At 51.7% G+C, this 25,102-nt stretch carries 25 protein-coding genes and 1 tRNA gene; 6 read left to right on the top strand and 20 right to left on the bottom strand.

All coding sequences use genetic code 11. From position 1 onward, the window contains the following. Window positions 1–16: 16 nt before the first annotated feature. Window positions 17–457: a zinc uptake transcriptional repressor Zur gene (gene zur / locus J6J28_RS10985; protein WP_301721730.1), complete on the top strand. Its 441-nt coding sequence runs from the start codon at window positions 17–19 to the stop codon at window positions 455–457. Here zur and dnaB read toward each other — a convergent pair. The 11 genes from dnaB to rnr form a co-directional block, all read right to left on the bottom strand. Next, window positions 454–1,860 (bottom strand): replicative DNA helicase, encoded by a 1,407-nt coding sequence (dnaB, locus tag J6J28_RS10980; protein WP_301721729.1) that lies wholly within the window; start codon window positions 1,858–1,860, stop codon window positions 454–456. The two genes, zur and dnaB, sit on opposite strands and share 4 nt — an antisense overlap. 92 nt (window positions 1,861–1,952) lie before the next feature. Next, a complete protein-coding gene (locus J6J28_RS10975; protein ID WP_301721727.1) occupies window positions 1,953–2,921 on the bottom strand; it encodes a DUF4097 family beta strand repeat-containing protein in 969 nt (322 codons plus the stop codon). A gap of 15 nt (window positions 2,922–2,936) precedes the next feature. Next, window positions 2,937–3,446 (bottom strand): hypothetical protein, encoded by a 510-nt coding sequence (locus tag J6J28_RS10970; RefSeq protein WP_301721725.1) that lies wholly within the window; start codon window positions 3,444–3,446, stop codon window positions 2,937–2,939. Then, window positions 3,430–3,993, bottom strand: coding sequence for an RNA polymerase sigma factor (locus J6J28_RS10965; RefSeq protein WP_301721723.1), 564 nt, complete (start codon window positions 3,991–3,993; stop codon window positions 3,430–3,432). Before J6J28_RS10965 ends, J6J28_RS10970 begins: the two co-directional genes overlap by 17 nt. Window positions 3,994–4,173: 180 nt before the next feature. After that, window positions 4,174–4,626, bottom strand: coding sequence for a 50S ribosomal protein L9 (gene rplI / locus J6J28_RS10960; protein WP_301721722.1), 453 nt, complete (start codon window positions 4,624–4,626; stop codon window positions 4,174–4,176). 43 nt (window positions 4,627–4,669) lie between these two features. Continuing rightward, complete coding sequence (gene rpsR, locus J6J28_RS10955) at window positions 4,670–4,897, bottom strand: 30S ribosomal protein S18 (protein ID WP_006956988.1); 228 nt, start codon at window positions 4,895–4,897, stop codon at window positions 4,670–4,672. Between the two features lie 10 nt (window positions 4,898–4,907). Further along, window positions 4,908–5,216: a primosomal replication protein N gene (gene priB / locus J6J28_RS10950; protein WP_301721716.1), complete on the bottom strand. Its 309-nt coding sequence runs from the start codon at window positions 5,214–5,216 to the stop codon at window positions 4,908–4,910. A 24-nt stretch (window positions 5,217–5,240) separates the two neighbouring features. Beyond that, complete coding sequence (gene rpsF / locus J6J28_RS10945; RefSeq protein ID WP_301721715.1) at window positions 5,241–5,612, bottom strand: 30S ribosomal protein S6; 372 nt, start codon at window positions 5,610–5,612, stop codon at window positions 5,241–5,243. Window positions 5,613–5,741: 129 nt separating this feature from the next. Then, window positions 5,742–6,200 carry a hypothetical protein gene (locus J6J28_RS10940; RefSeq protein ID WP_301721714.1) on the bottom strand — a complete coding sequence of 153 codons (459 nt, stop codon included), beginning with the start codon at window positions 6,198–6,200 and terminating at the stop codon, window positions 5,742–5,744. Between the two features lies 1 nt (window position 6,201). Further along, window positions 6,202–6,948 carry a 23S rRNA (guanosine(2251)-2'-O)-methyltransferase RlmB gene (gene rlmB / locus J6J28_RS10935; protein ID WP_301721712.1) on the bottom strand — a complete coding sequence of 249 codons (747 nt, stop codon included), beginning with the start codon at window positions 6,946–6,948 and terminating at the stop codon, window positions 6,202–6,204. Beyond that, entirely contained in the window at window positions 6,945–9,281 is a 2,337-nt protein-coding gene (rnr, locus tag J6J28_RS10930) for a ribonuclease R (RefSeq protein WP_301721711.1), read from the bottom strand. Before rnr ends, rlmB begins: the two co-directional genes overlap by 4 nt. Before the next feature lie 273 nt (window positions 9,282–9,554). On the opposite strand from rnr, the gene J6J28_RS10925 reads away from it, so the two are divergent. Then, on the top strand, window positions 9,555–10,406 hold the full coding sequence (locus J6J28_RS10925; RefSeq protein ID WP_301721709.1) for a c-type cytochrome: 852 nt from the start codon (window positions 9,555–9,557) through the stop codon (window positions 10,404–10,406). Between the two features lie 75 nt (window positions 10,407–10,481). On the opposite strand, the gene J6J28_RS10920 is transcribed toward J6J28_RS10925, so the two are convergent. After that, window positions 10,482–10,568 (bottom strand) — tRNA-Leu (locus tag J6J28_RS10920). A gap of 226 nt (window positions 10,569–10,794) precedes the next feature. Between J6J28_RS10920 and J6J28_RS10915 the strand changes: the two genes are divergently transcribed. Then, complete coding sequence (locus tag J6J28_RS10915) at window positions 10,795–11,310, top strand: RDD family protein (RefSeq protein WP_301721707.1); 516 nt, start codon at window positions 10,795–10,797, stop codon at window positions 11,308–11,310. A gap of 35 nt (window positions 11,311–11,345) precedes the next feature. Here the strand turns inward: J6J28_RS10915 and lptG are convergent, their stop codons facing one another. Continuing rightward, window positions 11,346–12,422 (bottom strand): LPS export ABC transporter permease LptG, encoded by a 1,077-nt coding sequence (gene lptG / locus J6J28_RS10910; protein ID WP_301721706.1) that lies wholly within the window; start codon window positions 12,420–12,422, stop codon window positions 11,346–11,348. Next, the gene (lptF, locus tag J6J28_RS10905) at window positions 12,419–13,528 is read right to left on the bottom strand and encodes an LPS export ABC transporter permease LptF (RefSeq protein WP_301721705.1); all 1,110 of its coding nucleotides are present in this window, start codon (window positions 13,526–13,528) and stop codon (window positions 12,419–12,421) included. The genes lptG and lptF overlap by 4 nt, the downstream gene beginning before the upstream one ends. A gap of 123 nt (window positions 13,529–13,651) precedes the next feature. Between lptF and pepA the strand changes: the two genes are divergently transcribed. The 3 genes from pepA to J6J28_RS10890 are packed head-to-tail and all read left to right on the top strand — an operon-like array spanning window position 13,652 to window position 18,486. Further along, the gene (gene pepA / locus J6J28_RS10900) at window positions 13,652–15,157 is read left to right on the top strand and encodes a leucyl aminopeptidase (protein ID WP_301721704.1); all 1,506 of its coding nucleotides are present in this window, start codon (window positions 13,652–13,654) and stop codon (window positions 15,155–15,157) included. A gap of 1 nt (window position 15,158) precedes the next feature. Next, a complete protein-coding gene (locus J6J28_RS10895) occupies window positions 15,159–15,611 on the top strand; it encodes a DNA polymerase III subunit chi (protein WP_301721703.1) in 453 nt (150 codons plus the stop codon). A gap of 22 nt (window positions 15,612–15,633) precedes the next feature. Then, window positions 15,634–18,486 (top strand): valine--tRNA ligase, encoded by a 2,853-nt coding sequence (locus tag J6J28_RS10890; RefSeq protein WP_301721701.1) that lies wholly within the window; start codon window positions 15,634–15,636, stop codon window positions 18,484–18,486. Window positions 18,487–18,523: 37 nt separating this feature from the next. Here J6J28_RS10890 and rraB read toward each other — a convergent pair whose 3' ends face one another. The 6 genes from rraB to J6J28_RS10860 all read right to left on the bottom strand — a co-directional run bounded on the left by rraB (window position 18,524) and on the right by J6J28_RS10860 (window position 24,962). Next, complete coding sequence (rraB, locus tag J6J28_RS10885) at window positions 18,524–18,883, bottom strand: ribonuclease E inhibitor RraB (protein WP_301721699.1); 360 nt, start codon at window positions 18,881–18,883, stop codon at window positions 18,524–18,526. 11 nt (window positions 18,884–18,894) lie between these two features. Continuing rightward, on the bottom strand, window positions 18,895–19,623 hold the full coding sequence (locus tag J6J28_RS10880) for a 1-acylglycerol-3-phosphate O-acyltransferase (RefSeq protein WP_301721698.1): 729 nt from the start codon (window positions 19,621–19,623) through the stop codon (window positions 18,895–18,897). A gap of 59 nt (window positions 19,624–19,682) precedes the next feature. Then, window positions 19,683–21,923, bottom strand: coding sequence for a DNA topoisomerase IV subunit A (gene parC / locus J6J28_RS10875; protein ID WP_301721697.1), 2,241 nt, complete (start codon window positions 21,921–21,923; stop codon window positions 19,683–19,685). 14 nt (window positions 21,924–21,937) lie between these two features. Continuing rightward, window positions 21,938–23,830 carry a DNA topoisomerase IV subunit B gene (parE, locus tag J6J28_RS10870; RefSeq protein ID WP_301721696.1) on the bottom strand — a complete coding sequence of 631 codons (1,893 nt, stop codon included), beginning with the start codon at window positions 23,828–23,830 and terminating at the stop codon, window positions 21,938–21,940. A gap of 76 nt (window positions 23,831–23,906) precedes the next feature. After that, window positions 23,907–24,347: a DUF1249 domain-containing protein gene (locus J6J28_RS10865; RefSeq protein WP_301721695.1), complete on the bottom strand. Its 441-nt coding sequence runs from the start codon at window positions 24,345–24,347 to the stop codon at window positions 23,907–23,909. 9 nt (window positions 24,348–24,356) lie between these two features. Continuing rightward, window positions 24,357–24,962, bottom strand: a complete 606-nt coding sequence (locus J6J28_RS10860; protein ID WP_301721694.1) for an NUDIX domain-containing protein — start codon at window positions 24,960–24,962, stop codon at window positions 24,357–24,359. Between the last annotated feature and the right edge of the window lie 140 nt (window positions 24,963–25,102).

Genomic DNA, 25,102 nt, shown 5'->3' with positions numbered 1-25,102 from the left:
TGGTAAACTTTGCGACATGATGACAAAAGAAACTGCTCGACTGATCACTAAAGCGGAAAAATTATGCGAACAACGTGGAGCGCGGTTAACCCCTGCGCGCCGTGAAGTGTTCGAGATCCTCGCTGCTGAAACCGGTGCGATTGGCGCCTATGACTTGTTGGATAAGCTGCGCTCAGCAGTACCCAATGCCAAGCCGCCGACCATCTACCGCGCCCTGGACTTTCTCCAGGAACAAGGCTTTGTGCATAAAATCACTTCGTCAAACAGCTATGTCCTGTGCAGTCATTTCGATCATCAGCACCCGGTGCAGATGCTGATTTGCGAAAGCTGTGGTTCAGTGCAGGAAATCCAGTCAGAAGGGGTTTATAACGCGCTGCGTAAGCAGGCCGAAGACCAGGGCTTTCAGGTCGTCAGCCAATCTATTGAAGCCCACGGGCTCTGCCGCGACTGCGCTTAGTAACCAGGCCCGTCAGGGATCTCATGCTGGGCAAGATTATCAAAGCGTGAGTACTGCCCCTGGAATTTGAGTTTTATGGTGCCGATAGGTCCGTTCCGCTGTTTCCCCAAAATCACTTCAGCAATCCCCTTTTCTTCACTTTCCGGATGATAAACTTCATCACGGTAGATGAACATGATGACGTCGGCATCCTGCTCAATCGAGCCGGATTCACGTAAATCTGAGTTCACCGGGCGACGATTAGAGCGCTGCTCAAGTGACCGGTTCAACTGTGACAACGCCACGACAGGAACTTCCAGCTCTTTCGCCAGGGCTTTCAGTGAGCGGGAAATTTCAGCGATTTCGAGTGTCCGGTTTTCTGACATGCCCGGAACCGTCATTAATTGCAGGTAATCGACCATAATCACCGACAGCCCGCCATGCTCACGGAATACGCGGCGCGCGCGCGACCGCACCTCGGTAGGTGTCAGTCCTGAGGAATCGTCGATATAGATATTGTTACGGTCTTTCAAAATAGAAATCGTCGAAGCGACCCGGCTCCAGTCCTCTTCTTTTAACTGACCGTTGCGGATGCGGGTTTGGTCGACATGACTAAGTGACGCCATCATCCGCATCATGATCTGCTCGGACGGCATCTCCAGGCTAAAAACCAATACCGGTTTGTCTTCTTTAAGGGCAATATTTTCACATAAGTTCATGGCGAACGTGGTTTTACCCATGGAGGGTCGTGCGGCGACAATGATTAAGTCCGAGGACTGTAGCCCCGCAGTCATACGATCCAGATCCGTAAAGCCGGTGGAACGGCCAGTGACACCATTAGGGTTCTTACTGCGACTGAGTTCATCAATACGATCCACGGTGCGCTGCAGAATAGGGGCAATGGCCTGCGGTCCTTCGTTTGCCGTCGTGCGCTTTTCCGCAATATGAAATACCTTACTCTCCGCAATGTCCAGCAGCTCAGCACTGCTACGATTCTGAGTATCGAAACAGGACTCGGCAATTTCATTTGATGCGGCAATCATTTCCCGCAGGATCGCGCGTTCACGGACAATTTGCGCATAAGCCCGGATGTTGGCTGCACTCGGAGTGTTTTTGGCAATCTCGCCAAGATAAGCAAAACCACCCACATCCTTAAGCTCACCGGCGGCCTCAAGAGTTTCAGAGACAGTAATCAAATCTATCGGTTGGTTTTGTTCAGATAAGCGATGCATCGCACGGAAAATAAGGCGATGTCCGCGGTGATAGAAGTCATCACTGATGATGTCACCGGAAATCGCGTCCCACGCCTGATTATCAAGCATGAGCCCGCCCAATACCGACTGCTCTGCTTCAATTGAATGCGGTGGCGTTTTAATTGCGGCGAGTTTAGCGTCGTTGCGGTGTTTATCGGGGCGGTTTGCCATATCTCTCTCAGGTGAATCAGAACAATGGGTACGACTATACAAAAACCTGAGGATGGAGGGAAGCGGATCCGCTCGGATCCGCCTCTTATCGGTTATTTTTTACGAAGGATGATATCACCGCTCATGGTGGTCAACTCGATAGTACCTGAGCCACTGCCCAGACGAGTTTCCAGATTGGCACCTACACCCCATTTTGACTCCTCAACCTGGGCGTCATTGACGTCGTTGACAATACTGCCACCGCCACTGACGTTCGCTTCAAGGTTGGCATCGACGGCGCCTGAGAACAACAGTTCGACATCGCCGCTTACTGAGTTCGCTGAGATACGTCCGTTCCTGGTCAGGGCCAGAGTCGCTTTTACATCACCACTAACTGATTTCAAACGCAAATTTGAAACCGACTGCAAATCCAGCATTACATCGCCTGAAACGCTCTCGGCAGAAATATCACTGACGGACGTCCTCACGTCGATGTCACCACTGGTGGACGAATAGCTGGCATTGGAACCCGCGCCGTCCCGGTCGTCAATGTCACCGCTTACGGATTTAAGCGTCACCCGGCCGGTCAGTTTCTCGCTCTGAATGTCTCCACTGACGCTGGTGAGGTTGAGCTTACCGCGCAAGCTATGAGCATGAATATCGCCACTGACAGTGTTCAGCTGCACATCACTGCTAAAATCCCTGACCACAAAATCGCTGGAAACACCGCTGATATTCAGTTCAGCACTCGAGGGCAGATGAATTTCTAACTCTGAACCATGGTTGCCCGAGAAATTACCGCGTGCTGGCATTTCCACCCGAATCGTCAGATTATTGTCAGCGAGTTCAAACGTCATTCCAGTGGCATACTCATCGAGTTTACCTCTGACCTGTGCATAGGTTTCCTCGGTACCGATAATCTCGACCTCGCCACGCATATTTTCAATGGTTACCACAACATTCGCCGGCACATCCAGGCGTTTGTCGACGCTCTCCTGGGCAGCAAAGGCCGCGGTAGGGGCCGCGTACAGAACAGCGGCCACAGAGACACTGAAGAGCAGATTCATTAGCTTTTTCATCATTTTTCCCTCTTTTGATTAGACCTGTTGTAATTGTTCATTCACTTTAAATTGCGACTCCAGCAGCTCAAGTTCCTTGCTGTACAGCCATTGCAACAATTGCCACAACTGGCGGTTATTCGGTTCTTCGATCAGCTGTTCGCTGACTTCATGAATACTGGCGCGAATTTGTTCCAATTCCTGCTGTACATACCCACTTTTGCCGTCCCAACCCACTGTCTGATAATGACTGAGCAACATCTGTCGCTGTTGCTCATGTTGCTGATTCAAAACTGTCAGCAGCAGTTCGCTCTGCGGTGTAGCGGTACCTGGTGAAGACTGCATACTATTAAAGGTCACCAGGCCAACAGCCAGCACCGCGCAAGCGGCACTCGCCCAAGCCCAGTTCAACCAACGCCCACGGCGTCGGCCCGAACGTGAGATGCTATGCTCAATGCCGCGCCACAAGTCATGACCTGGCTGCGGCGTATCTTTACCGTCAGCAGCTTCACTTATCAGGCGTGCTAGTTTTTCATTCGCTGTCGTCATCGCTCAACCACTCCTCTAACATCATGCGTGCCCGATGCACTTGCGCTTTACTCGTCCCCACGGCAATCCCCATTTCCGCGGCAACTTCTTCGTGGCGTAAACCTTCAATACAATGCAAGACAAAAGCCCACCGCGTCTGCGCAGGTAAGCGCCGGATCAATTGATCCAACTCACTCAGATCCGCACTCTCCTGATACTCCAGGGTATCTGCATAACCGGCCTCGCCCGTTAGCCGCACCTGTTGCCAGCGCTTATTCTTGCGTAGCTCGGTAAGGGCAACCCGTGTCGCTACAGTGTGTAACCAGGTACTAAACTTACTTTCACCACGAAAGCTGGCAAGATTACCCCATAGCTTGATAAACACTTCCTGAGTCAGATCCTGGGCCATCTCGCTATTACCAGCCAGCCGCCAGACAAGTCCATAGACGCGCCGGTGGTGCCTTTCAAAAAGCTGCTGAAAAGCCTGTATGCTGCCTTGCGTTGCCTGCCGCACCAGCCCACGATCGGGATCTTCTATGGCGCTCTCGCGGTTAAGTTGTACTGTCACTGGTTATCCCTTTTCATCCTACAGATACAGCTTGGGTGAATTTGCTTACTAACTTGGTCGCAACGACCGAAGTAAAGGTTTACACGGCTTGGAAAAAAAGCAAAAAAAAACCGCACCCTGCTCAGCAGGATGCGGTTTTTGAAAGCTAAATTGCTTAGTAGCTAAAGTTACTGACGCAGATTAATCTGTCGCAACAACTTGCAGCTTGATGTTAGCAAATACGTCGGCGTGCAAGTGCAGCTCGATGTCGTACTCGCCAGTTTCACGTAAAGTGCCGTTTGGCAACAATACTTCGCTCTTCTGCACTTCAACACCGGCCGCAGTAACTGCGTCAGCGATGTCTTTAGTACCGATCGAGCCAAACAATTTACCTTCGTCTCCAGCTTTTGAACTGATTACGATTGGATCAAGAGCATTAATTTTTGCTGCACGTTCTTCAGCAGCAGCCAGCTCAGAAGCAATTTTAGCTTCTAATTCAGCGCGGCGCTCTTCAAATACTTTAACGTTCGCCTGAGTTGCAGGAACTGCTTTACCTTGCGGGAACAAAAAGTTACGTGCATAGCCAGACTTAACAGATACTTGGTCACCCAAGCCACCTAAGTTGGCAATTTTGTCTAATAGAATGATTTCCATTGTTCGCTACCTCTGAGTTTCTGAGATCGTTCGCGATGCCGGCTTACTGATGTGAATCAGTATAAGGCAGCAACGACAAATAACGTGCACGTTTGATGGCACGCGCCAACTGACGCTGGTACTTCGCTGAAGTGCCAGTGATGCGGCTAGGAACGATTTTGCCACTCTCAGTGATGTAGTTTTTCAGAGTAGCGATATCTTTATAATCAATTTCTTTAACGCCTTCAGCCTTAAAACGGCAGAATTTACGGCGACGGAAAAAACGAGCCATGATGGTCTCCTCAAATCTTCACAAGTTGCCGGGCATGCAGTACAAGTTTTCCAACTCCGTTTTTATCTTCAATACGATTCAAAAAACCAGTTACTTGCAATTGCGTCCCAACGGTCAATTCATTTGCCCACTGTGGTGCTTCACTGCCACTTAACACGACTAAGATTCTGACGAAACTGCGTCGTGGTAGTCCTGCTTCCTGCTGCTCCGATTGATGATCAAATACGAAGCGTAAGTGCTTAATGCCTGCTGGACTGGTGGTTAATTTTGGTGGTTTGCTTACGCTGCCACCTAAATTCAATTGATTGCTTAGTTCCACAATGGTTAGACGTCACAAATCAGCTTACGCTGCTTCGCTGTCGCCTTGTTCTTCGTTGCGGCTATCACCTTTACGCTCTTCCTTTTTAGTCAAAGGAGAAGGTTCAGTGACGGCTTCTTTCTTACGCATGATCATGTTGCGTAACACCGCGTCGTTGTAACGGAAAGCTGTTTCCAACTCTTCGATAACTTCGTTCGATGCTTCGATGTTCATCAATACGTAGTGCGCTTTGTGCAACTTGTTGATTGGGTAAGCCAGTTGACGACGGCCCCAGTCTTCCAAACGATGGATGGTGCCGTTACCTTGTGTGATCGTGTCGCTGTAGCGCTCGATCATACCAGATACTTGCTCGCTCTGGTCCGGATGGACCATGAATACGATTTCATAATGACGCATTTCTGCTCCTTATGGTTCATAGCCACTGTTAGGCTCAGTCACACCTCAGCAGCAAGGAACGCTTTTGATAGTTTTGGTAATACTTCAGACTGATTTAAGCGGCGGGAGTGTAGCCGAATTTCACCCAGATCACAAGCTCGAGCCGTAGTTTTCTGCGTTTTCGACTAAATCAATCAAGACTTTCACGAATTGCTCAGGCAGCGCACCGACAGCATCAACAGGCCCCTGAATTTTAAAGCGTTGCTCTTGCGCTGAGCTGGCATCAGGACCCGGTTGTGTCAGTACACCGTGAATCACCACCTGTCCGGAGGATTGACTGACCTCTATATCAAGATCCCACGCATAAGCTTCGCTTGTTTCGGTGAGCAGCCACTCATGACGTTGGCCAATGCGTTGCTGCAAGTCATAGATAATATCCTCCGCCCTCGGGACATCGTCCTGAGCACGGTAGCTGACGTGCAACTGCGGTTTATTGGTACGTTCGCCCGGCAGGAAATTGCCGGTAGGCAACCAAGCCAGGGCCAGCAGCACCATCACCACGATTGAAAGCACCACCGGGCGCATGCGTAAAAAAGGTACCTTAGGCATCTCAGTTACCCTGCCGCTGGCGCACGGCTTCGAACAAACAAACGCCAGTCGCGACGGATACGTTAAGACTGGAGACGGTTCCCTGCAGTGGAATTTTAATCAGTTCATCACAGGTTTCACGGGTCAAACGACGCATGCCATCACCCTCTGCCCCCATCACCACGGCGACCGAATTTTTCAGATCGACAGCATAGACCGATTGTTCGGCCTCGCCTGCGGTGCCCATTACCCAGACTTGCAAGTCCTGCAATTGTTTGAGCGCGCGGGCAAGATTGGTAACTTGCACTAACGGCACAGTTTCTGCTGCGCCGCTGGCAACTTTGCGGACGGTCGGATTGAGTGAAGCTGACTTGTCTTTTGGCACAATCACAGCGGTGACGCCTGCGGCATCGGCGGTGCGTAAACAGGCCCCCAGATTATGCGGGTCAGTGATACCGTCAAGCACCAGAAATAAAGCCTTACCGGCACTTTTCTCTACCAGGTCAGGCAGATCGTTATCACTTAATAGCGGTGCTTCCTGAGCCGTCACCACTACGCCCTGATGATTGCCGCCCTCAGCTTTTTTTTCCAGCGTATGCTTAGGCACAAACTGTGGTCGAATCCCCATTTTCTGAGCGCTTTGCACCAAACTCTGTAACGCCTGATCCTGTCGCTCGCGCAATGCAAAAATTTCGATAACCCGTTCCGGGTGACGTTCAAGCAATGCTCGTACAGCATGCAAACCAAAGACGGAAACTTTCTTACTCATTTTTTGCGGCTACCCTTAGTTTTTGAGCTGCTTTTGGCGCCGCTTTTGCCGCGCTTACCTTTATTCGATGATTTTTTTCGCGGCTTGCGTGCAGGTTTTTCATCGCCCGCGGCAGCATCAGCTCCCGGCATGCGATCTTTGCCCGTCGGACTTTCCGCGGCCAGCAAGGTGAGATCGATTTTACGTTCATCGAGATTCACACTGCGGACTTTGACCTTAACTTTATCGCCAAGCCGATAAACGCGGCGACTGTTTTCACCAATCAGGAGATGACGTTCGTTATCGAAACGATAGTAGTCATTATCCAGGTTGCTGACATGCACCAGGCCATCAATAGAAAGGTCATCTATGCGAATAAACAAACCAAAGTTGGTTACTGAAGCAATCACACCAGTGAACTCGCCACCAACATGATCCTGCATGTATTCGCACTTCAGCCAATCGGCCACCTGCCGCGTCGCGTCATCTGCGCGGCGCTCGGTCATGGAACATTGTTCACCCAGCTCGTCGAGTTGCTCATCTGGGTACATCCATGCGCCAGCCAGGGCTTTATTCGGACCTTGTTGCTTTTTCAGTAAGGCTTTAATTGCCCGGTGCAACACCAGATCCGGATAGCGCCGGATGGGCGATGTAAAGTGTGCATACTCGTCCAGCGCCAGGCCAAAGTGGCCGGCATTGTCAGGGCTATACACTGCTTGCTGCATCGATCGCAGCAGCATGGTCTGAATGAGCTCGGCATCGGCACGCTCACGCACCTGTTCCAGCACTGCGGCGTAATCCGCCGGGTTGGGCTCATCGCCACCCTTCATGGTTAAGCCAAGCTCAGCTAAAAAACTGCGGAAGTTGGTTAAGCGCTCGGAGGAGGGAGGCTCATGCACCCGGAATAAAGCACCAGCTTCATCATGTCCCTCAATTAACCGGGCAGTCGCCACGTTCGCCATAATCATGCATTCTTCGATAATGGTATGGGCAACATTACGCCGCACTGGCTCAATGCTTTCAATCTTGCGCTGAGCATTGAAAATAAAGCGCGTTTCAAGGGTTTCAAACTCAATTGCTGAGCGTTGCTGACGAGCCGACTTTAACACCTTAAACAATTCATTCAGGTGATCAATTTGCGCCAGTACGTGTTGATAATCCTGACGTAATTTAGGATCGCCATCAAGAATATCGGCGACTTTATTGTAGGTCAGGCGCGCGTGCGACTTCATCACTGCCGGGTAAAACTTCGAGTCGCGTAGTTTTCCTTTAGCATTGATGCGCATCTCGGCGACCATACACAAACGGTCAACGTCCGGATTGAGTGAACATAGCCCGTTCGAAAGTTTTTCCGGTAACATCGGCACGACAAAATTTGGAAAGTAGACGGAGTTACCACGTTCCAGGGCATCTTTGTCTAACGCTGTGTTTGGGCGCACATAGTAACTGACATCTGCAATCGCTACCCACAGGCGCCAACCGTCCCCATCAGGTTCGGCACAGACAGCATCATCAAAGTCGCGGGAGTCTTCACCATCAATGGTGACCAGAGGTAATTCACGCAGATCCACCCGATCTTCATAAGCGTCCTGCGGCACGGTTTCGCCAAACTGTTCAATTTCTTTTAGCGTTGCCGCACTCCACTCCGTGGGAATATCGTGTTCGCGGATGGCAACTTCGATCTCCATTCCTGGTGCCATATGTTCACCAAGAATTTCGGTAATTTCCCCAATGGGGCTGGTGCGGCGGTTCGGCCGCCGGGTAATTTCAACCACCACAATCTGGCCATGCCGGGCACCATTGCGAGCGTCATCCGGGATCAGAATATCCTGATTCAGCCGGCTGTCATCGGGCACCACAATACCTAAGTCGTGATCGACAAAGAAGCGACCCACGATACCGCCCTGGCGCGGCTCGATAACCCGGACGATACGGCCTTCGCGGCGGCCTTTACTATCGCTCCCCTGCTCTTGCACCAACACCCGATCACCATGCAGCACACTGTACATCTGGCTTGGCGGAATGAATAAATCACCGCCACCGTCGTCAGGGTGGCAGAAGCCAAACCCATCGCGGTGGCCGATAATGCGACCTTTAATCAGGTTCATCCGGGACGGCAGACCATAAGCATTGGCTTTGGTGTAAATGAGTTGCCCATCGCGCTCCATCGCGCGTAACCGTCGTTTCAGGCCGATATGCTGACGCTCATCGTCCAGCTTAAAACGCTCAACGATCTCTTCAAACGTCGTGGGCTTCAGGCGAGCTTCAATGGCCTCGAGCAGGTCCTCGCGCGACGGAATTTCTACTTCATACTCTGGAGCTGAGGACGAATTTTGTTCGTTCTTGTGACTCATATCACCTCAAAATTTTGTGAATCGGACGCTTGTCTAAGTTGCTCTTACTATAGCAGATTTCAGACACAACGTCGTAAATAGTGTACGCGCCTACGCACAAGGTCATCGCCCGTGAATCGACGCCAGCACGAGCACATTTTTGCAGTTTCCCAGTCCTCTGCTAGGCTTTTCACTCTGCCTGCTGTGGACAAAAAATAACCATATTTAACCTTCCAGGTCCATGACAGAGACCACTAGTCCGTTAAATTTCAACCTATTTAAGGAGCTCTGGTCATGGGCAAACTTCACGCTATCAAGGCCATTTTTATTTGTAGTCTCACCACTTTGTTTTCAATGCCCGTTGCCGCTGATGAGAGCAAAGAACTCATTAAACATGGCGATTACCTCGTCAATCACGTCATGGCCTGTGGCCATTGCCACGGCAAAGACCTGGCGGGCGGCACGGTCATCCCTGAAGATTTCGGCAACGTCTATGTGCCCAATATCACGCCACACAAAGCCACCGGAATTGGCCATTGGTCCCATGATGACATTATCCATGCTCTGCGTAACGGCCGGCGACCTGATGGTAGTGTCATCGGAATACCTATGCCGATTGAAATGTACAAAAATCTATCAGATGACGACGCCAAGGCGATTGCCGCCTACCTGCTAAGCCGCCCGCCTATTGAGCGAGCGACGCCAGCGTCCGACTATCCTGATGGTTTTTTACAACGAGTGGACAAGTCGCGCCAGCCAATGGTGACTACTGTTGCAGCTATTGACTATTCAGATCCTATGGTACGAGGTGACTATGTTGCCACCCAGGCCCACTGTTTTGCCTGTCATACGCCGTGGCACGCGCAGGAACTTATAGGCGCCGGCGGAAATCCATTGCCCGTAGCAGAAAATATCTACATCTATTCGAAGAATATCACGCCGGCAGGTCCCGTCGGTGGCTATTCTGATCAGCAACTGGAGCATGTCCTTCGCACGGGAGAACTGCCTGATGGCAGCAAGCTGCATGAGATGATGCCAGCAGCCTTTTATGCGGAAATGAGTCCTGCGGATATGAGCGCGCTGATTGCTTATCTGCGATCACTGCCACCAGTTACGGTCGAACATAAGCGACAAGGACAACCCTAAAGAGCCAAACATCAGCTGGATTTTCGGCTGCGACAGCAGACAAGGTTCAAGGATTCGAACTGCAGATAAATAAGATGGTGCCGAAGGGGGGACTTGAACCCCCACGCTGTTACCAGCGGCGGATTTTGAATCCGCTGCGTCTACCAATTCCGCCACTTCGGCATAGAAGATTTGACTTGATTGTCGGTAGTGCGAGGCATTATACGCAAGGCAATTTTGCAATCAAGAAAATTATTACAGAAACGAAGCGTTCGCCTAAAACATGAGCAACACCGGCTTTTTCATCAGCTGCCTTGCTAATCCGCTGCCAGGACATGATAATCTCCATTTCGGTGATGCCTGCCCGGATCACCACTATCGTCATGAGCTTTAGATGAAAGGATCCCAAATGTCAGCAGCCAGCCCCTCCCATACCCTGCATGCGTCGTTTCCCAGCGCCGGATTTGGGCGCCGTCTCGCAGCCTGGATTTATGATGTGCTGGTTGCGGTTGCTGTGATTATGTTGTCTTCGGCACTAGCGCTGGCCTTTGCGGCAATTCTTACCAGTTCCGGTTGGTTGCAGCTGCCCGAAGGCATGGACCATGCGGGCTGGCTCAACAGCTCGCCACTCTATGCTATCTACCTGCTAAGCGTACTCGGTTTTTTCTTTGGCTGGTTCTGGCGCCGCAGCGGACAAACCCTGGGCATGCGTGCATGGCGTCTGAAAGTACAGCAGCGCGATGGCTCTCTGCTTACTAAAAAACAGGCTCTGATTAGAGTGATTACCTGCTGTTTCGGACTGGGTAATTTGTGGGTTCTGGTTGATTTTAAAAACCGCAGAGCCTGGCATGATTACGCTGCTGGAACTGAATTGGTTACCCTTTCAAAAGAAGCGAATCAGTTGTACTACTGGCGCGACCTCTAAATGCCCTGCAGCGCTTTAGCCACTGCGGCGCTGCATTAACCGCTGCGCCGCTGCATTAACCACAGTGCCGTGCCGGCAAACAGCAGACTTGGTAACAAAGCGCCCAGTAATGGTGGTAATTGATACACCTGGGCCAGGGGCCCGAAGATTTCATTACTGACATGAAAACCAAAACCTGTGATCACCCCGAGTAAAATCCTCGCTCCCATGGTGGTCGAACGCAACGGACCGAAGATAAAGGACAGCGCAACCAACAACATTACCGCAACGGTAACAGGCGCAAAGATTTTCCGCCAAAGGGCTAATTCGTAGCGCTCCGTTGCTTGTTGGTTAGCACTCAGGTAATCCAGATAATCAAGTAGCCCACTAATCGACAGCGCCTCTGGCTTCACTGTCACAACACCCAGTTTATCGGGGGTCAGAGAAGACTCCCAGACCCAGCGCGGTAACTTTCGCTCGGTGATTTGCTCAACTTCATGCTCAGTAATGGTAACGTTATTCAGTACCCATTGGTCACCCTGATAGGTCGCACTACCACCTTGTACGACGGATTCCAGCTGGCGGTTTTGACTAAAACGATAGACCGTCAGATCGCGCAGCCGACCGGTATCTTCCACTTCGGAAATATTAACAAAGTGGGCCCCGTCTTTTGCCCATACGCCTTGCTGGGCGGAAATCAAACTACCACCAGAAATCGCTGAAGCGCGCAATTCACGTCCCTGCGCTTCCAGTTGCGGAGCCACCCACTCGCCCATAGCCATTACCGCAAGCATCATGATGATTGCAGCTTTCATGACTGAGCCAACAATGTTCAGCCTTGAGCGCCCGGCAGCAAGCATGACCACTAATTCGGAGTTGCTGGCGAGCATGCCCATCCCGATCAGACCGCCGAGTAATGCCGCCATGGGGAAGAACACTTCAATATCGCGCGGCAGGCTGTACAACACAAAAAGTCCGGCATCTGCGACCGAATAAGTGCCTTTGCCCACCGATTTTAACTGTTCGACAAAACGGATCAGCGAGGACAAGCCGCTGAGTACGGCCAGGCTTAGTAAGGATGTCATCAGTACCGAGCGCGCAATGTAGCGATCGAGAATACTAAACTGCATCATGCTGGATTCCTCCGCAGCCGCGCCAACACACGCAAGCCAAACGGGCGTCCTTTACCTACTAGTATTACGCCAAAAATCAATAGCAGTACATGAATCCACCATAGCCCGATAACAGCCGGGATCACCCCATCTGCGACAGCGGAACGGGCGGCCATCAATAACAGGAAGTAGCCAAGATAAATCAGCAATGCCGGCGCCATACGCGCAAACTTGCCTTGCCGAGGATTGACCCGACTCAAAGGGACCGCAATGAGGGTTAATAATGGCATCGCCAAAGGAATAGCTACGCGCCACTGCCATTCAGCCGCCGCTTCAGGGTTATTTTCGCCCCAGAGCTCGGTGGTTTTATAGGCTTCCAGCTTACGGATATATTCGGTCGCTTCCTGTTCTTTAATTTGTAACTGGTAACTGCCGAATTCCATCACCTGATAGTCGCCCTCTCCTGAGTTGCGGGCGTACCTGGTACCATCTTTCAGCACCAGTTGCTGAGAGCCACTCTCATTGGCAATAACATTGCCCGTGTCAGCCATCACCACACTACCGCCGATCACCTGGTTTTCTTCATCACGCAGCGACTGGGCCACGAAAACCTCGTCCAGTTCGCCAGTTTCGGTCAGCCCCTGCACGAAAATCACCGCTTTTTGGTTACTGGCCTGTTGGAAACGACCTGGCATAATCACCGACAATCCGGTATCGCTGCGTGCACGCTCTTCCACCTGACGCTCTTGCTCCAGCGACCAGGGCACCAGCCATAACGTCAACGAAGCCGTCGCCAGGGCCAGCAAAGTTGCCAACACCAGAGTCACGCGGGTAACGTACCATTCACTCACGCCACAGGCATGCAAAACCGTCATCTCGTTGTCGGCATAAATGCGACCATGAGCGAGAAGGATACCCAGGAACAAACTTAGTGGTAGAATTAAGGCAGCAAGTGCAGGAAGGTTCAAACCGAGCAGTTTTATGACGAGATCGCCGGGGATTTCACCCGCAGAAGCGTCCGCAAGCACCCGAACGAACTTTTGGCTGATAAAAATGGTCATCAACACCGTTAAAACGGCGATCTGAGATTTAAATGTTTCTCGCATTAAATAGCGGAATATACGCACTGGTGACCACTCTTAACTTTGCTTTTTGCTGGAAAATACGCAATTTTTCAGTAAACTTGTCGTTTTAACAAGAATTATTCTATGACAGCCCTACCCTGTCAACCGCCGAAAACGGGAGTTAGTATGGAGTTTAGCGTCAAAAGTGGCAGTCCGGAGAAGCAACGTTCAGCCTGTATCGTGGTCGGAGTCTTCGAACCTCGCCGTTTATCAGGCGTTGCTGAGCAGCTGGACCAGGTCAGCGAAGGCTACCTCAGTAACTTGCTTCGCCGCGGTGACCTCGAAGGTAAAGCCGGTCAAGTGTTGCTATTGCACCATGTGCCAAATATTTTAAGTGAACGCGTTCTTCTCGTTGGTTGCGGGAAAGAACGAGAGCTTGATGAACGTCAGTATAAACAAATTATCGAAAAAACCATTCATACTTTGAATGAAACAGGTTCAATGGAAGCTGTCTGCTTCCTCAGTGAGCTCCATGTTAAAGGTCGCGACACCTATTGGAAAGTCCGTCAGGCTGTCGAAGCCGCGCAAGCCGGTTTGTATACTTTTAACCAGCTCAAAACCCGTAAAGAAGAGCCGCGCCGCCCCTTGCGGAAACTGGTTTTTAATGTGCCCACGCGACGTGAGCTACCTTTAGGTGAGCGCGCCATTCAGCATGGCCTGGCCGTGAGTAAAGGCATGCTCATCTGTCGTGACGTGGCCAATATGCCCCCGAACATTTGCACACCACGCTACCTTGCTGAGCAGGCCGAAGCAATGGCCGGTAATTACGACAACCTCAGTTTCAGCACTGTTGAAGAAGCAGAAATGGCCGAGCTGGGCATGAATGCCTATCTGGCGGTTGGCCGTGGCTCTGAAAATGAGTCGGTGCTGTCACTACTTCATTACAAAGGTGCAGCTGACGATGTCCCACCTATCGTTCTGGTTGGCAAAGGTCTTACCTTTGACGCGGGTGGTATTTCTATCAAGCCGTCCGCCAATATGGACGAAATGAAATACGACATGGGCGGCGCAGCGTCGGTGCTAGGTGCTATGCAAGCTCTGGCAGAACTGCAACTGCCGATCAATGTGATCGGCGCTGTGGCCGGCTGTGAGAATATGCCCGATGGTAAAGCTTACCGTCCCGGTGATGTGTTAACCACCATGAGTGGGCAGACCGTTGAAGTCTTGAACACTGATGCTGAGGGCCGCCTGGTGCTATGCGATACGCTGACCTATGTCGAACGCTTCTCGCCAGATACGGTCATTGATGTGGCCACTCTGACCGGTGCCTGTATCATTGCCTTGGGTCATCATGCCAGTGGCCTGATGAGCACCCATAATCCACTTGCGCACGAGTTGCTGAATGCCTCTGAACAAAGTGGTGATCGAGCTTGGCGACTGCCTTTATGGGATGAATATCAGGACGCCCTGGATAGCCCCTTCGCTGATATGGCGAATCTTGGTGGTCGCGATGCAGGCTCCATTGGCGCCGGTTGCTTCTTATCCCGCTTTACCAAGAAGTATCACTGGGCGCATCTGGATATTGCCGGTACAGCCTGGCGCAGTGGCGCCAAAAAGGGCGCAACCGGACGACCTGTGCCGTTGCTGACCCAGTTCCTTTTGAACCGAACAGCTGCAGGACAACAGGATTAGTATGGTGCAGGGCATTTTCTACGTACTCGATGGATTGAGCGAAGAGCAGCAGTTGCAGTTCTTCTGTCAAACCATCTGTGAACGCTGGCGTGAGTTTGGTAGCGTTCGCGTCTGGTGTCGTGATCAACAGCACGCAGAAATGCTGGATGAAGCCCTATGGCAGCAGCCCGCTGACGCCTTCGTACCACATAATCTGGTTGGCGAGGGCCCGCCCTATGGTGCGCCAGTCGAGCTTTGCTGGCCAACAGCGGCGGTCAGTCAGCGCCGCTGCAAAGTCAGTGTCAATTTTATGCCAACAGCACCGCAGTTCGCCGGCGCTCAACTGATTGTTGACCAGGTGCCGAGCGCGCCTGAGCAACGCCAGGAAGCGCGCGAGCGGTTTAAATGGTATCGCCAACAAGGCGTGAATCTCAGCACCGTTAATGTCGCTGAGACCGCAACACATTCAAATTAAATTATTGTCGTGAAGGTTACTCATGGATAAAACGTATTCGCCCAATGCTATCGAGCAAGCGCTCTACCAAAAATGGGAGCAGGCAGGTTATTTCAAACCCTCCGGCCAGGGCAGTAGTTACTGCATTATGATCCCGCCCCCCAATGTGACGGGTAGTCTGCACATGGGCCACGCATTCCAGCACACCATTATGGATACGCTGACGCGTTATAAGCGCATGGACGGTTTCAACACCCTCTGGCAGGTTGGCTCCGACCATGCCGGCATTGCCACGCAGATGGTAGTTGAACGGCAGTTAGCTGCGCAAGGCACCAGTCGTCAGGAGCTTGGCCGCGATGCCTTTATTGACAAGATCTGGGAATGGAAAGAGCAATCCGGTGGCACCATCACTCAGCAAATGCGTCGCCTTGGCGACTCGGTTGACTGGGACCGTGAGCGTTTCACCATGGACGAAGGTCTGTCCAACGCTGTCAAAGAGGTCTTCGTACGCCTGCATAAGGAAAACCTGATTTACCGTGGCAAGCGCCTGGTGAACTGGGATCCTAAGTTGCAAACGGCCATCTCTGATCTGGAGGTGGAAAATAAAGAACAACAAGGCCACATCTGGCACTTGCGCTATCCACTGGCGGATGGCGCTAAAACAGCAGACGGCAAAGATCACCTGGTGGTGGCCACAACCCGTCCCGAAACTATGCTCGGCGACGTCTGTGTTGCTGTGCACCCAGACGATGAACGCTATCAGGCACTGGTAGGCAAGTTTATTGATTTACCGCTGGTGCAGCGCCGTATTCCTATTATTGCCGACAGCTATGTGGATCAGGACTTCGGTACCGGTTGTGTGAAAATCACCCCCGCCCACGACTTCAATGACTATGACATTGGCAAGCGCAACAAGCTGGCGATGATTGCAGTACTCGATGACCACGCCCATGTGCGCGAGCGTGCAGGTTTATACACAGCAACCGGCGAGGCAATCGACACTATCGATGGCTTTGATGGCACTTTGCCAAGCGCCTACCAGGGCATGGAGCGCTTTGCTGCACGGAAACAGATTATTGCCGATTTTGATGCCGCAGGTCTGCTCGATAAAGTCGAGCAACATACCAACAAAGTTCCTTATGGCGATCGTGGTGGCGTGCCAATAGAACCGCACCTGACCGACCAATGGTATGTGCGCGTTGCGCCTATGGCGGAAGTCGCTACGCGCGCGGTTGAAGACGGCGAAATTCAATTCGTTCCTAAACAGTACGAGAATATGTACTTTGCCTGGATGCGCGATATTCAGGATTGGTGTATTTCCCGTCAGCTTTGGTGGGGACACCGCATTCCAGCCTGGTATGACGAGCAAGGTAACGTGTACGTGGGTCGTGACGAAGCAGAAGTGCGTCAGGAGCACAACCTGAGCGACGATGTGCGCTTACAACAGGATGAAGACGTGCTGGATACCTGGTTCTCTTCAGCGCTTTGGAGTTTCTCTACGCTCGGTTGGCCTGAATCAACGGAAGACCTGAAGACCTTCCATCCTACGGATGTACTGGTGACTGGCTTTGACATCATTTTCTTCTGGGTGGCACGCATGATTATGATGACCATGCACTTCCTGAAAGATGAGCATGGCAAACCACAAGTGCCCTTTAAAACCGTTTACGTCACTGGCCTTATTCGCGATGAGGAAGGCCAGAAAATGTCAAAGTCAAAAGGTAATGTACTTGACCCTCTGGACATGATCGATGGTATTGAGCGCGAGAAGTTGGTCGCAAAGCGTACTGCAAATATGATGCAGCCGCAGCTTGAAGCAAAGATCAAAAAGCGTACGGAAAAACAATTTCCAGAAGGTATTAGCGCCCATGGCACCGATGCTCTGCGCTTCACTTTGGCAGCTTTGGCGTCAACAGGTCGGGATATCAACTGGGACATGAAACGCCTGGAAGGTTACCGTAACTTCTGCAACAAGTTATGGAACGCCAGCCGTTATGTGCTGATGAATACCGAAGAACATGATTGCGGTCTCAAAGGTGGCGAACTGACCTTGTCCCTTGCCGATCAGTGGATTATTGAGTGCTTCAATGACACGGTTAAGCAGTTCCGTAGCGCGCTCGACAATTACCGCTTTGACCAGGCTGCCGCCATTGCTTACGAATTTACCTGGAACCAGTTCTGTGACTGGTACCTGGAATTAACCAAACCGGTGTTATTCAATGGCAACGAAGCTGAACTGCGTGGCACCCGCAACACGCTGGTGACGGTACTCGAGCAATTGTTGCGCTTGTTACATCCACTGTTGCCATTTATCACCGAAGAGATTTGGCTTCGTGCAGCGCCACTGGCCGGTGAGCGAGGCGATACCATTATGTTGCAAGCCTACCCGCAAGTTCAGGCAGAGCGCTTTGCCAGTGCCCGCGATGACATGGAATGGCTCAAGCAAGTGATTGTCGCCATCCGCAATATTCGTGGCGAAATGAACCTGTCACCTAACACACCTTTGCCAGTGTTAATCGCCAACGCGGATACGCAGGCGCGCGCACGCTTGAAGCATAATGCCAGCTTCCTGAGCGCGCTGGCGAAACTGGAGACAGTTGAGTTTATCGATTCTGCTGACGAGGCGCCAGCAAGCGCAACGGCATTGGTAGGCCGGATGGAACTGCATATTCCGATGGCTGGACTTATCGACACCGCGGCAGAGTTGGCGCGGCTGGATAAAGCCATCGAGAAAGCCGAGAAAGAAGTGGCTATGTTCTCGCGTAAACTCAGCAATGACAACTTTGTCAGTAAAGCCCCTGCTGAGGTCATTACGAAGGAACGTGAAAAGCTGCTAAACGCCGAAGAGACCTTGCAACAATTACGCTATCAACGAGAAAAAATCGCCGCCCTATAAGGCGGCGTGGAGCTGGCGGCTGATGCCGCCAGCGCTATTACTCTTCTTCGTCATCGCCAAAGTAGGTGCCCCAGCCGTCATACTCGACCCCTGTTTGAGCAGCCAGTTCAGCCACTTCGATGGCCTGAGCTTCAATTTTTTCCTGTTGCAGCGGTAGCTCGCTGACCGCCGCAAACGCGTACCAGCGGCTGCCATCATCCAGCTCAAACTCATCGGCATCGTCAACGTGATAGCCGACCTTAACCAATTCCACAGCAGCCTTTTCCAGCTTGGTGAAATCCGGGCTCGCCAGATGATGCTCAATGGTATAGATCTCATCTTCTGGTGCACCATCGGCTAATAAGGCTGCTATTGTTTCGCCGGTTTGTTCGCGGATAGCCTGTTTATCTACGCTCATAAGAATTCCTCTTAGCGGTTCGCTTGTTCGGCAAGCTCATGATCGAGCGCACTGATTTTTAATTGCATTTGCTGATGACAATGAGCGACCAGCGCCCGAACATTATCGGCTGAGTAGTCGCTAACCTTGATAGGAGGCAACATTTCAATCAACACCTTACCGTTGTTCCAACGATTCAGTTTAATCCGGCCATGCAGGTTTGAGACGCAAATAGGCACGATCGGCACGTTGGCCTGCAGTGCGGTGCGAAACGCACCGGTCTTGAAGGGCAGTAAACCGCGGCCATAGCTGCGTGTACCTTCTGGAAAGAGCAGCACAGAGATCTGCCGTTCTGTTATCGCCTGCGCGGCCTGATCGATGGTGCCACGGGCACGGCCCGTATTTTTGCGATCAATCAAAATATTTCCGGCCAGCCAATATAACTGTCCAAAAAACGGTATCCACTTTAGGCTCTTTTTGCCGATACTCACTGACCGCGGTGGCATCGCGCGACTCAGGGTGAAGATATCATAGGTATTCTGATGGTTGGCAATGTACACATAAGGCCCGCCTTCAGTCAGCCCATCAGGAACACGTATCTCCAGCTTCACTCCCAGCAACCGATGCATGCTGCCATATAAATGAGCGAAGATAGGAGTATTGTTGGGGTGAAACGGCCGGGCCAGACAAAACAGCAGGCCAAACACCCCAGACAGGACTACAAAAAAGCCAAGTAAAATAAGTCGTACAACAGCGAGCATGCCATCTCCTCTTTTTGCTGCCCGCTAGTATACCTGTTTCAGCGAAAAAAAACGTCCCATCAGCCCTGACTATCGACAGTTATCGCATCGACGCGTTGCAAACCGCGGGGCAGCTTATTGCCTCGACGGCCCCGCTCACCGCGATAATGTTCAAGATCAGCAGGCTTCAGTGTCAGTTTTCGCTTGCCGGCCAGCAGCGTGATTGCCGCATCTTGTGGCACCACATTGGTAGCAACTACATACTCTTCCCGCGATTGTGCCCGCAACGTCGGAATACTGATCATCTTATTGCCCTTCCCTTTTGACAGTTCAGGTAGCTCAGATACCGGGAAGATCAGCATGCGTCCTTCGTTAGAGACGACCACCACCTGATCAGTTTCGACCTCACTGACAGGGTTTGGCGGGAGTATTTTCGCCCCTGCAGGAAGGTTCAGAACAGCCTTACCGTTCTTATTGCGGCTCACCAGATCTGCAAACTTGCAAACAAAACCATAACCGGCATCAGAAGCTAACAGATAACGCTGTTCATCCTTGGCCATCAGCACCTGTTCTACAATTTCGCCGGCCACCATGCTGAAACGTCCGGTTAAAGGTTCACCCTGAGTTCTCGCAGAGGGCAATAAATGTGCTTCACAGGAGAAGCTGCGTCCAGAGCTGTCAAGGAAGACAACTTGCTGATTACTCTTACCCTGAGCTCGCGCCAGGAAGCTATCTCCCGACTTGTACGCCAAGCTGCTACCATCGACGTCATGGCCTTTGGCCGCACGTACCCAGCCTTTCTTAGACAGCACCACGGTCACGGCTTCGGCCGGCGTCAGGTCACGTTCACTCAGTGCTTTGGCTTCTTGGCGTTCCACTAATGGCGAACGGCGGTCGTCGCCATACTTTTCAGCGTCTGCCAATATTTCCTTGCGGATAAGGGTTTTTAAGCGACGGTCAGAACTGAGCAGTAATTCAAGTTGCTTACGTTCTTTCTCAAGTTCATCCTGCTCACCCTTCAGCTTCATTTCCTCAAGCTTGGCTAAATGACGGAGTTTCAACTCAAGGATAGCTTCAGCCTGTGTTTCAGTGAGCTTAAAGCGCTTGATCAGTTCCGCTTTCGGTTCGTCTTCGTAGCGGATAATGGCAATGACTTCATCCAGGTTCAGGTAAGCGACCAACAAGCCTTCAAGGATATGCAGGCGCGCCATCACCTTGTCCAGACGATGCTGCAAGCGGCGGGTTACTGTGGTTTGCCGGAACGTCAGCCATTCCTTTAGTACCGTCAGTATCGGCTTAACCTGCGGACGTCCGTCTAAGCCCAACATATTAAGATTGACCCGATATTGCTTTTCCAGGTCCGTCGTCGCAAACAGATGTTGCATCATCTGCTCAACGTCAACGCGGTTGGAGCGCGGCACAATCACCAGACGCGTCGGATTTTCGTGATCCGACTCATCGCGCAGATCGGAAACCATCGGCAACTTCTTCGCCTGCATCTGTCCGGCGATTTGCTCCAAAACTTTAGAGCCTGACGCCTGATGCGGGAGCGCGTGGATAACTACTTCGCCATCTTCAAGTTGGTATTTAGCGCGCATTCTGATGCTGCCACGTCCAGACTCATAGAGTTTTACAATCTCGTCCGCTGGGGTGATGATCTCCGCGTCGGTGGGATAATCAGGACCACGTAAATGTTCCATGACCTCAGCTAAATCTGCCGATGGTTTTTCTAACAGCAAAGCGCAGGCATGGGCAACTTCACGGGCATTGTGCGGCGGGATATCTGTTGCCATACCGACGGCAATACCGGTGACACCATTGAGCAGAATATGCGGTAACCGTGCCGGCAGCATCCGTGGCTCTTTCATGGTGCCATCAAAGTTTGGCGTCCAGTCAACGGTGCCTTGCCCTAACTCACTTAGTAGCAGCTCGCTAAAGCGGGAAAGTTTCGCTTCTGTGTAACGCATCGCCGCGAAAGATTTTGGATCATCCTGCGAGCCCCAGTTGCCCTGCCCATCCACCAGTGGATAACGATAGGAGAAGGGTTGCGCCATAAGGACCATAGCTTCGTAACAGGCACTGTCGCCATGCGGATGAAACTTACCGAGAACATCACCGACGGTACGCGCGGATTTCTTATATTTGGCCAGCGCCGACAAGCCAAGTTCTGACATGGCATAAACGATGCGTCGCTGTACCGGTTTGAGGCCATCGCCAATATGCGGCAAGGCGCGATCCATGATGACGTACATGGAGTAATTCAAATAAGCGTCTTCGGTAAATCGGCGTAACGGAATTTGTTCTACTGTGTCCATCGACATTCTTTTTGTTCTCCTTAAAGCTCAGCCAGATCGACCAGGTTGCCCTTGCTTTCCAACCAGTCACGACGGTCACTGGCACGCTTTTTCGCCAACAACATATCCATCATTTCTTCAGTGGCGCTGTCATCGTCAACAGTTAACTGCACTAAACGTCGGGTGTTGGGATCCATGGTGGTTTCCCGCAGTTGTAACGGATTCATCTCACCCAGGCCTTTAAACCGCTGAACGTTCACCTTTCCCTTGCGCTTTTCCGCATCAATGCGATCCAGGATGCCTTGTTTCTCATCTTCATCGAGGGCGTAAAAGACCTCTTTGCCGACATCGACCCGGTACAATGGCGGCATGGCCACGTACACATGGCCATTGTCAACAAGTGCCCGGAAATGACGCACAAAGAGCGCGCACAACAAGGTAGCAATGTGCAGACCATCGGAATCCGCATCGGCCAGGATGCAGATTTTACCGTACCTTAATTTCTCTAAATCGACTGAGTCCGGATCCACCCCCAGAGCGACGGAAATATCATGAATTTCCTGAGAGCCCAGAATTTGATCCGACTCAACTTCCCAGGTATTCAGAATTTTACCGCGTAACGGCATCACCGCCTGGAAGTCACGATCCCGGGCTTGTTTAGCTGAGCCGCCGGCAGAGTCACCCTCGACTAAAAAGAGTTCTCCGCGCGCTGGGTCCTGAGTGGCACAATCCGTCAGTTTGCCCGGTAACGGCGGTCCCTGAGTGACCTTTTTGCGCACCACTTTCTTACTGGCACGCATGCGCCGTTGGGCATTGTTGATACAAAGATCAGCAAGCAGTTCCGCTTGTTCGGTATGCTCGTTTAGCCACAAGCTGAAGGCATCTTTGACGACCCCCGAAACAAATGCCGAACACTGCCGTGACGACAAACGCTCTTTGGTTTGTCCGGCAAACTGCGGATCCTGCATCTTGACCGAAAGGATATAAGTGCAACGCTCCCAGATATCTTCCGGGGTTAAGCGCACCCCGCGCGGCATCAGATTACGGAACTCACAGAACTCACGCATGGCTTCAAGTAAGCCCTGGCGTAAGCCATTCACATGGGTACCACCTTGCGGAGTCGGGATCAGGTTCACATAACTCTCGGCCACGCCCTCGCCGCCTTCCGGCAACCATGTCACCGCCCAGTCGACGGCTTCCTGGTTACTGCTGAAACTGCCGATAAAAGGTTCTTCCGGCAGTGTGGGTAACTCTTCTACGGCTTCAACCAGATAGTCCCTGAGACCATCTTCGTATTGCCAGGTCTGTTCATTATCATCAAGCAGGTTACGAAAGGTGATTTTCAGCCCCGGACAAAGTACAGCTTTGGCCCGCAACAGGTGGGTCATCTTCAGTACGGAAAATTTCGCGGAATCGAAATATTTCGGATCTGGCCAAAAGCGTAAATGGGTGCCCGTATTGCGTTTGCCGACGGTTCCCGTGACTGTAAGTTCACTGACTTTATCACCGTTTTCAAAGGCCATTTCGAAAACCTGGCCGTCACGTTTTACGGTCACATCGACTCGTGTCGAGAGTGCGTTCACCACGGAAATGCCGACGCCATGCAGACCGCCGGAAAAGTTGTAGCTTTTATTCGAAAACTTACCGCCCGCGTGCAGCTTGGTCATGATCAGCTCTACGCCAGGCACACCCTCTTCCGGATGCACATCCACTGGCATCCCACGACCATCATCCTGAACTTCGAGGGACTGGTCGGGGTGCAGAATGACCACCATTTCGCGAGCATGGCCGGCCAGAGCTTCATCCACACTATTATCGATGACTTCTTGGCCAAGATGATTAGGGCGAGTGGTATCGGTATACATGCCCGGGCGGCGACGCACGGGTTCAAGGCCATTGAGGACCTCAATCGCATCTGCTTTGTAATCTGACATGCGCTCTTCTTTTTGGTGACAAGAATTGTTGTTATAGGATGCTCATATACTGTTACAGGATGAGCGGAAACTCAAGCTAGTATTCGGTCGCCAGCCCCTGTTCACGAATAAGTTCCAGCCATTCCTGCAAAAATCGGTTTACCTGGAATTTTTCGTTGCTCTGGTGCATGGCGCGATTGGGTTGTTCATAGACGGCCTGCAGGCGCGTAACATTTTGGCTGCGGGTGACTTCAGCCAGCTGCGCATCATGATAGAGCCGAACTTCAAGCTCCGTTTCAATCAGACCCGGTAGCTTGGCCTGCAAGGCATGCTGCTTGATACGAACATCGGTGGTATAAGGCGCACGCTGAGTAACGGCCACCCGAAAATGCAGGTGAGACCCCACCTTGATGAGCTGCTCGCGGCCCTGCTTGATGTGTGCCACCAGTTTCATCAAGGTGGCGTAATTGACTGCAGCAAGCCGTTGCAATGCAGCCAGATCAAACTGGTAACGCTTTCGTTTGACGTCGCTAATCATAGTTTCTGTTTAATTATCCCGCACATGTTGCAAGTGAAGTTGTAACCATTGTAGCCCAATCACACTGGCGGCATTGTTAATTTTTCCCTGTTCCAGCAGTTGCACGACTTCGGTACGTGGCAAAACGTGCACCCGGATATCTTCATTCTCACTGGCTACGCCGCCTTGTTTCGAAGCTTGACTGCTATCGACCCGGGCCACATAGACGGAGATCTTCTCGGTGCAGCCCCCGGGTGTTGATAAATAAGTCAGAGCATAATCCAGTTGTTCCGTTTGCAAGCCGGCCTCTTCTTCGAGTTCACGGTGCGCGACTTGTTCAGGGTTCTCATCCGGATCATCGATCATGCCCGCGACAAACTCGAGCAACCAGGGTGAGTCTTCCTGCTCCAACGCGCCAATTCGAAACTGCTCGAGCAACACCAGCGTGTCGCGCTCGGCATCGTAGGGCAACACCACCACTGCGTGGCCTCGATCCATAATTTCCCGATCGAAGACCTTAGACCAGCCCCCGCTGAAAAGCTTATGTCGGATACGGTAATTAAAGAGGCTCAGAAACCCCTCGCGAATCGACTTTTTCTCGATAACTTCATAATCATCGTGATTAAATTTTTGCACAGTAAACCTTTTACCTTGGGAGTACGTCTGTAATGGATTGAATTGATTCAACTGGTGACTACGAAAAAGTGTATGTTTTCGTGCACACATCTCATAATTAGTTACATTTAAGCACGTCCTGTTGCAACTGAAAGCATGAA

Origin of the sequence: Pseudidiomarina terrestris (assembly GCF_030466375.1) — a bacterium.
Taxonomy (GTDB): Bacteria; Pseudomonadota; Gammaproteobacteria; order Enterobacterales; family Alteromonadaceae; genus Pseudidiomarina; species Pseudidiomarina terrestris.
This window is presented reverse-complemented; position numbering and strand designations above follow the sequence as displayed.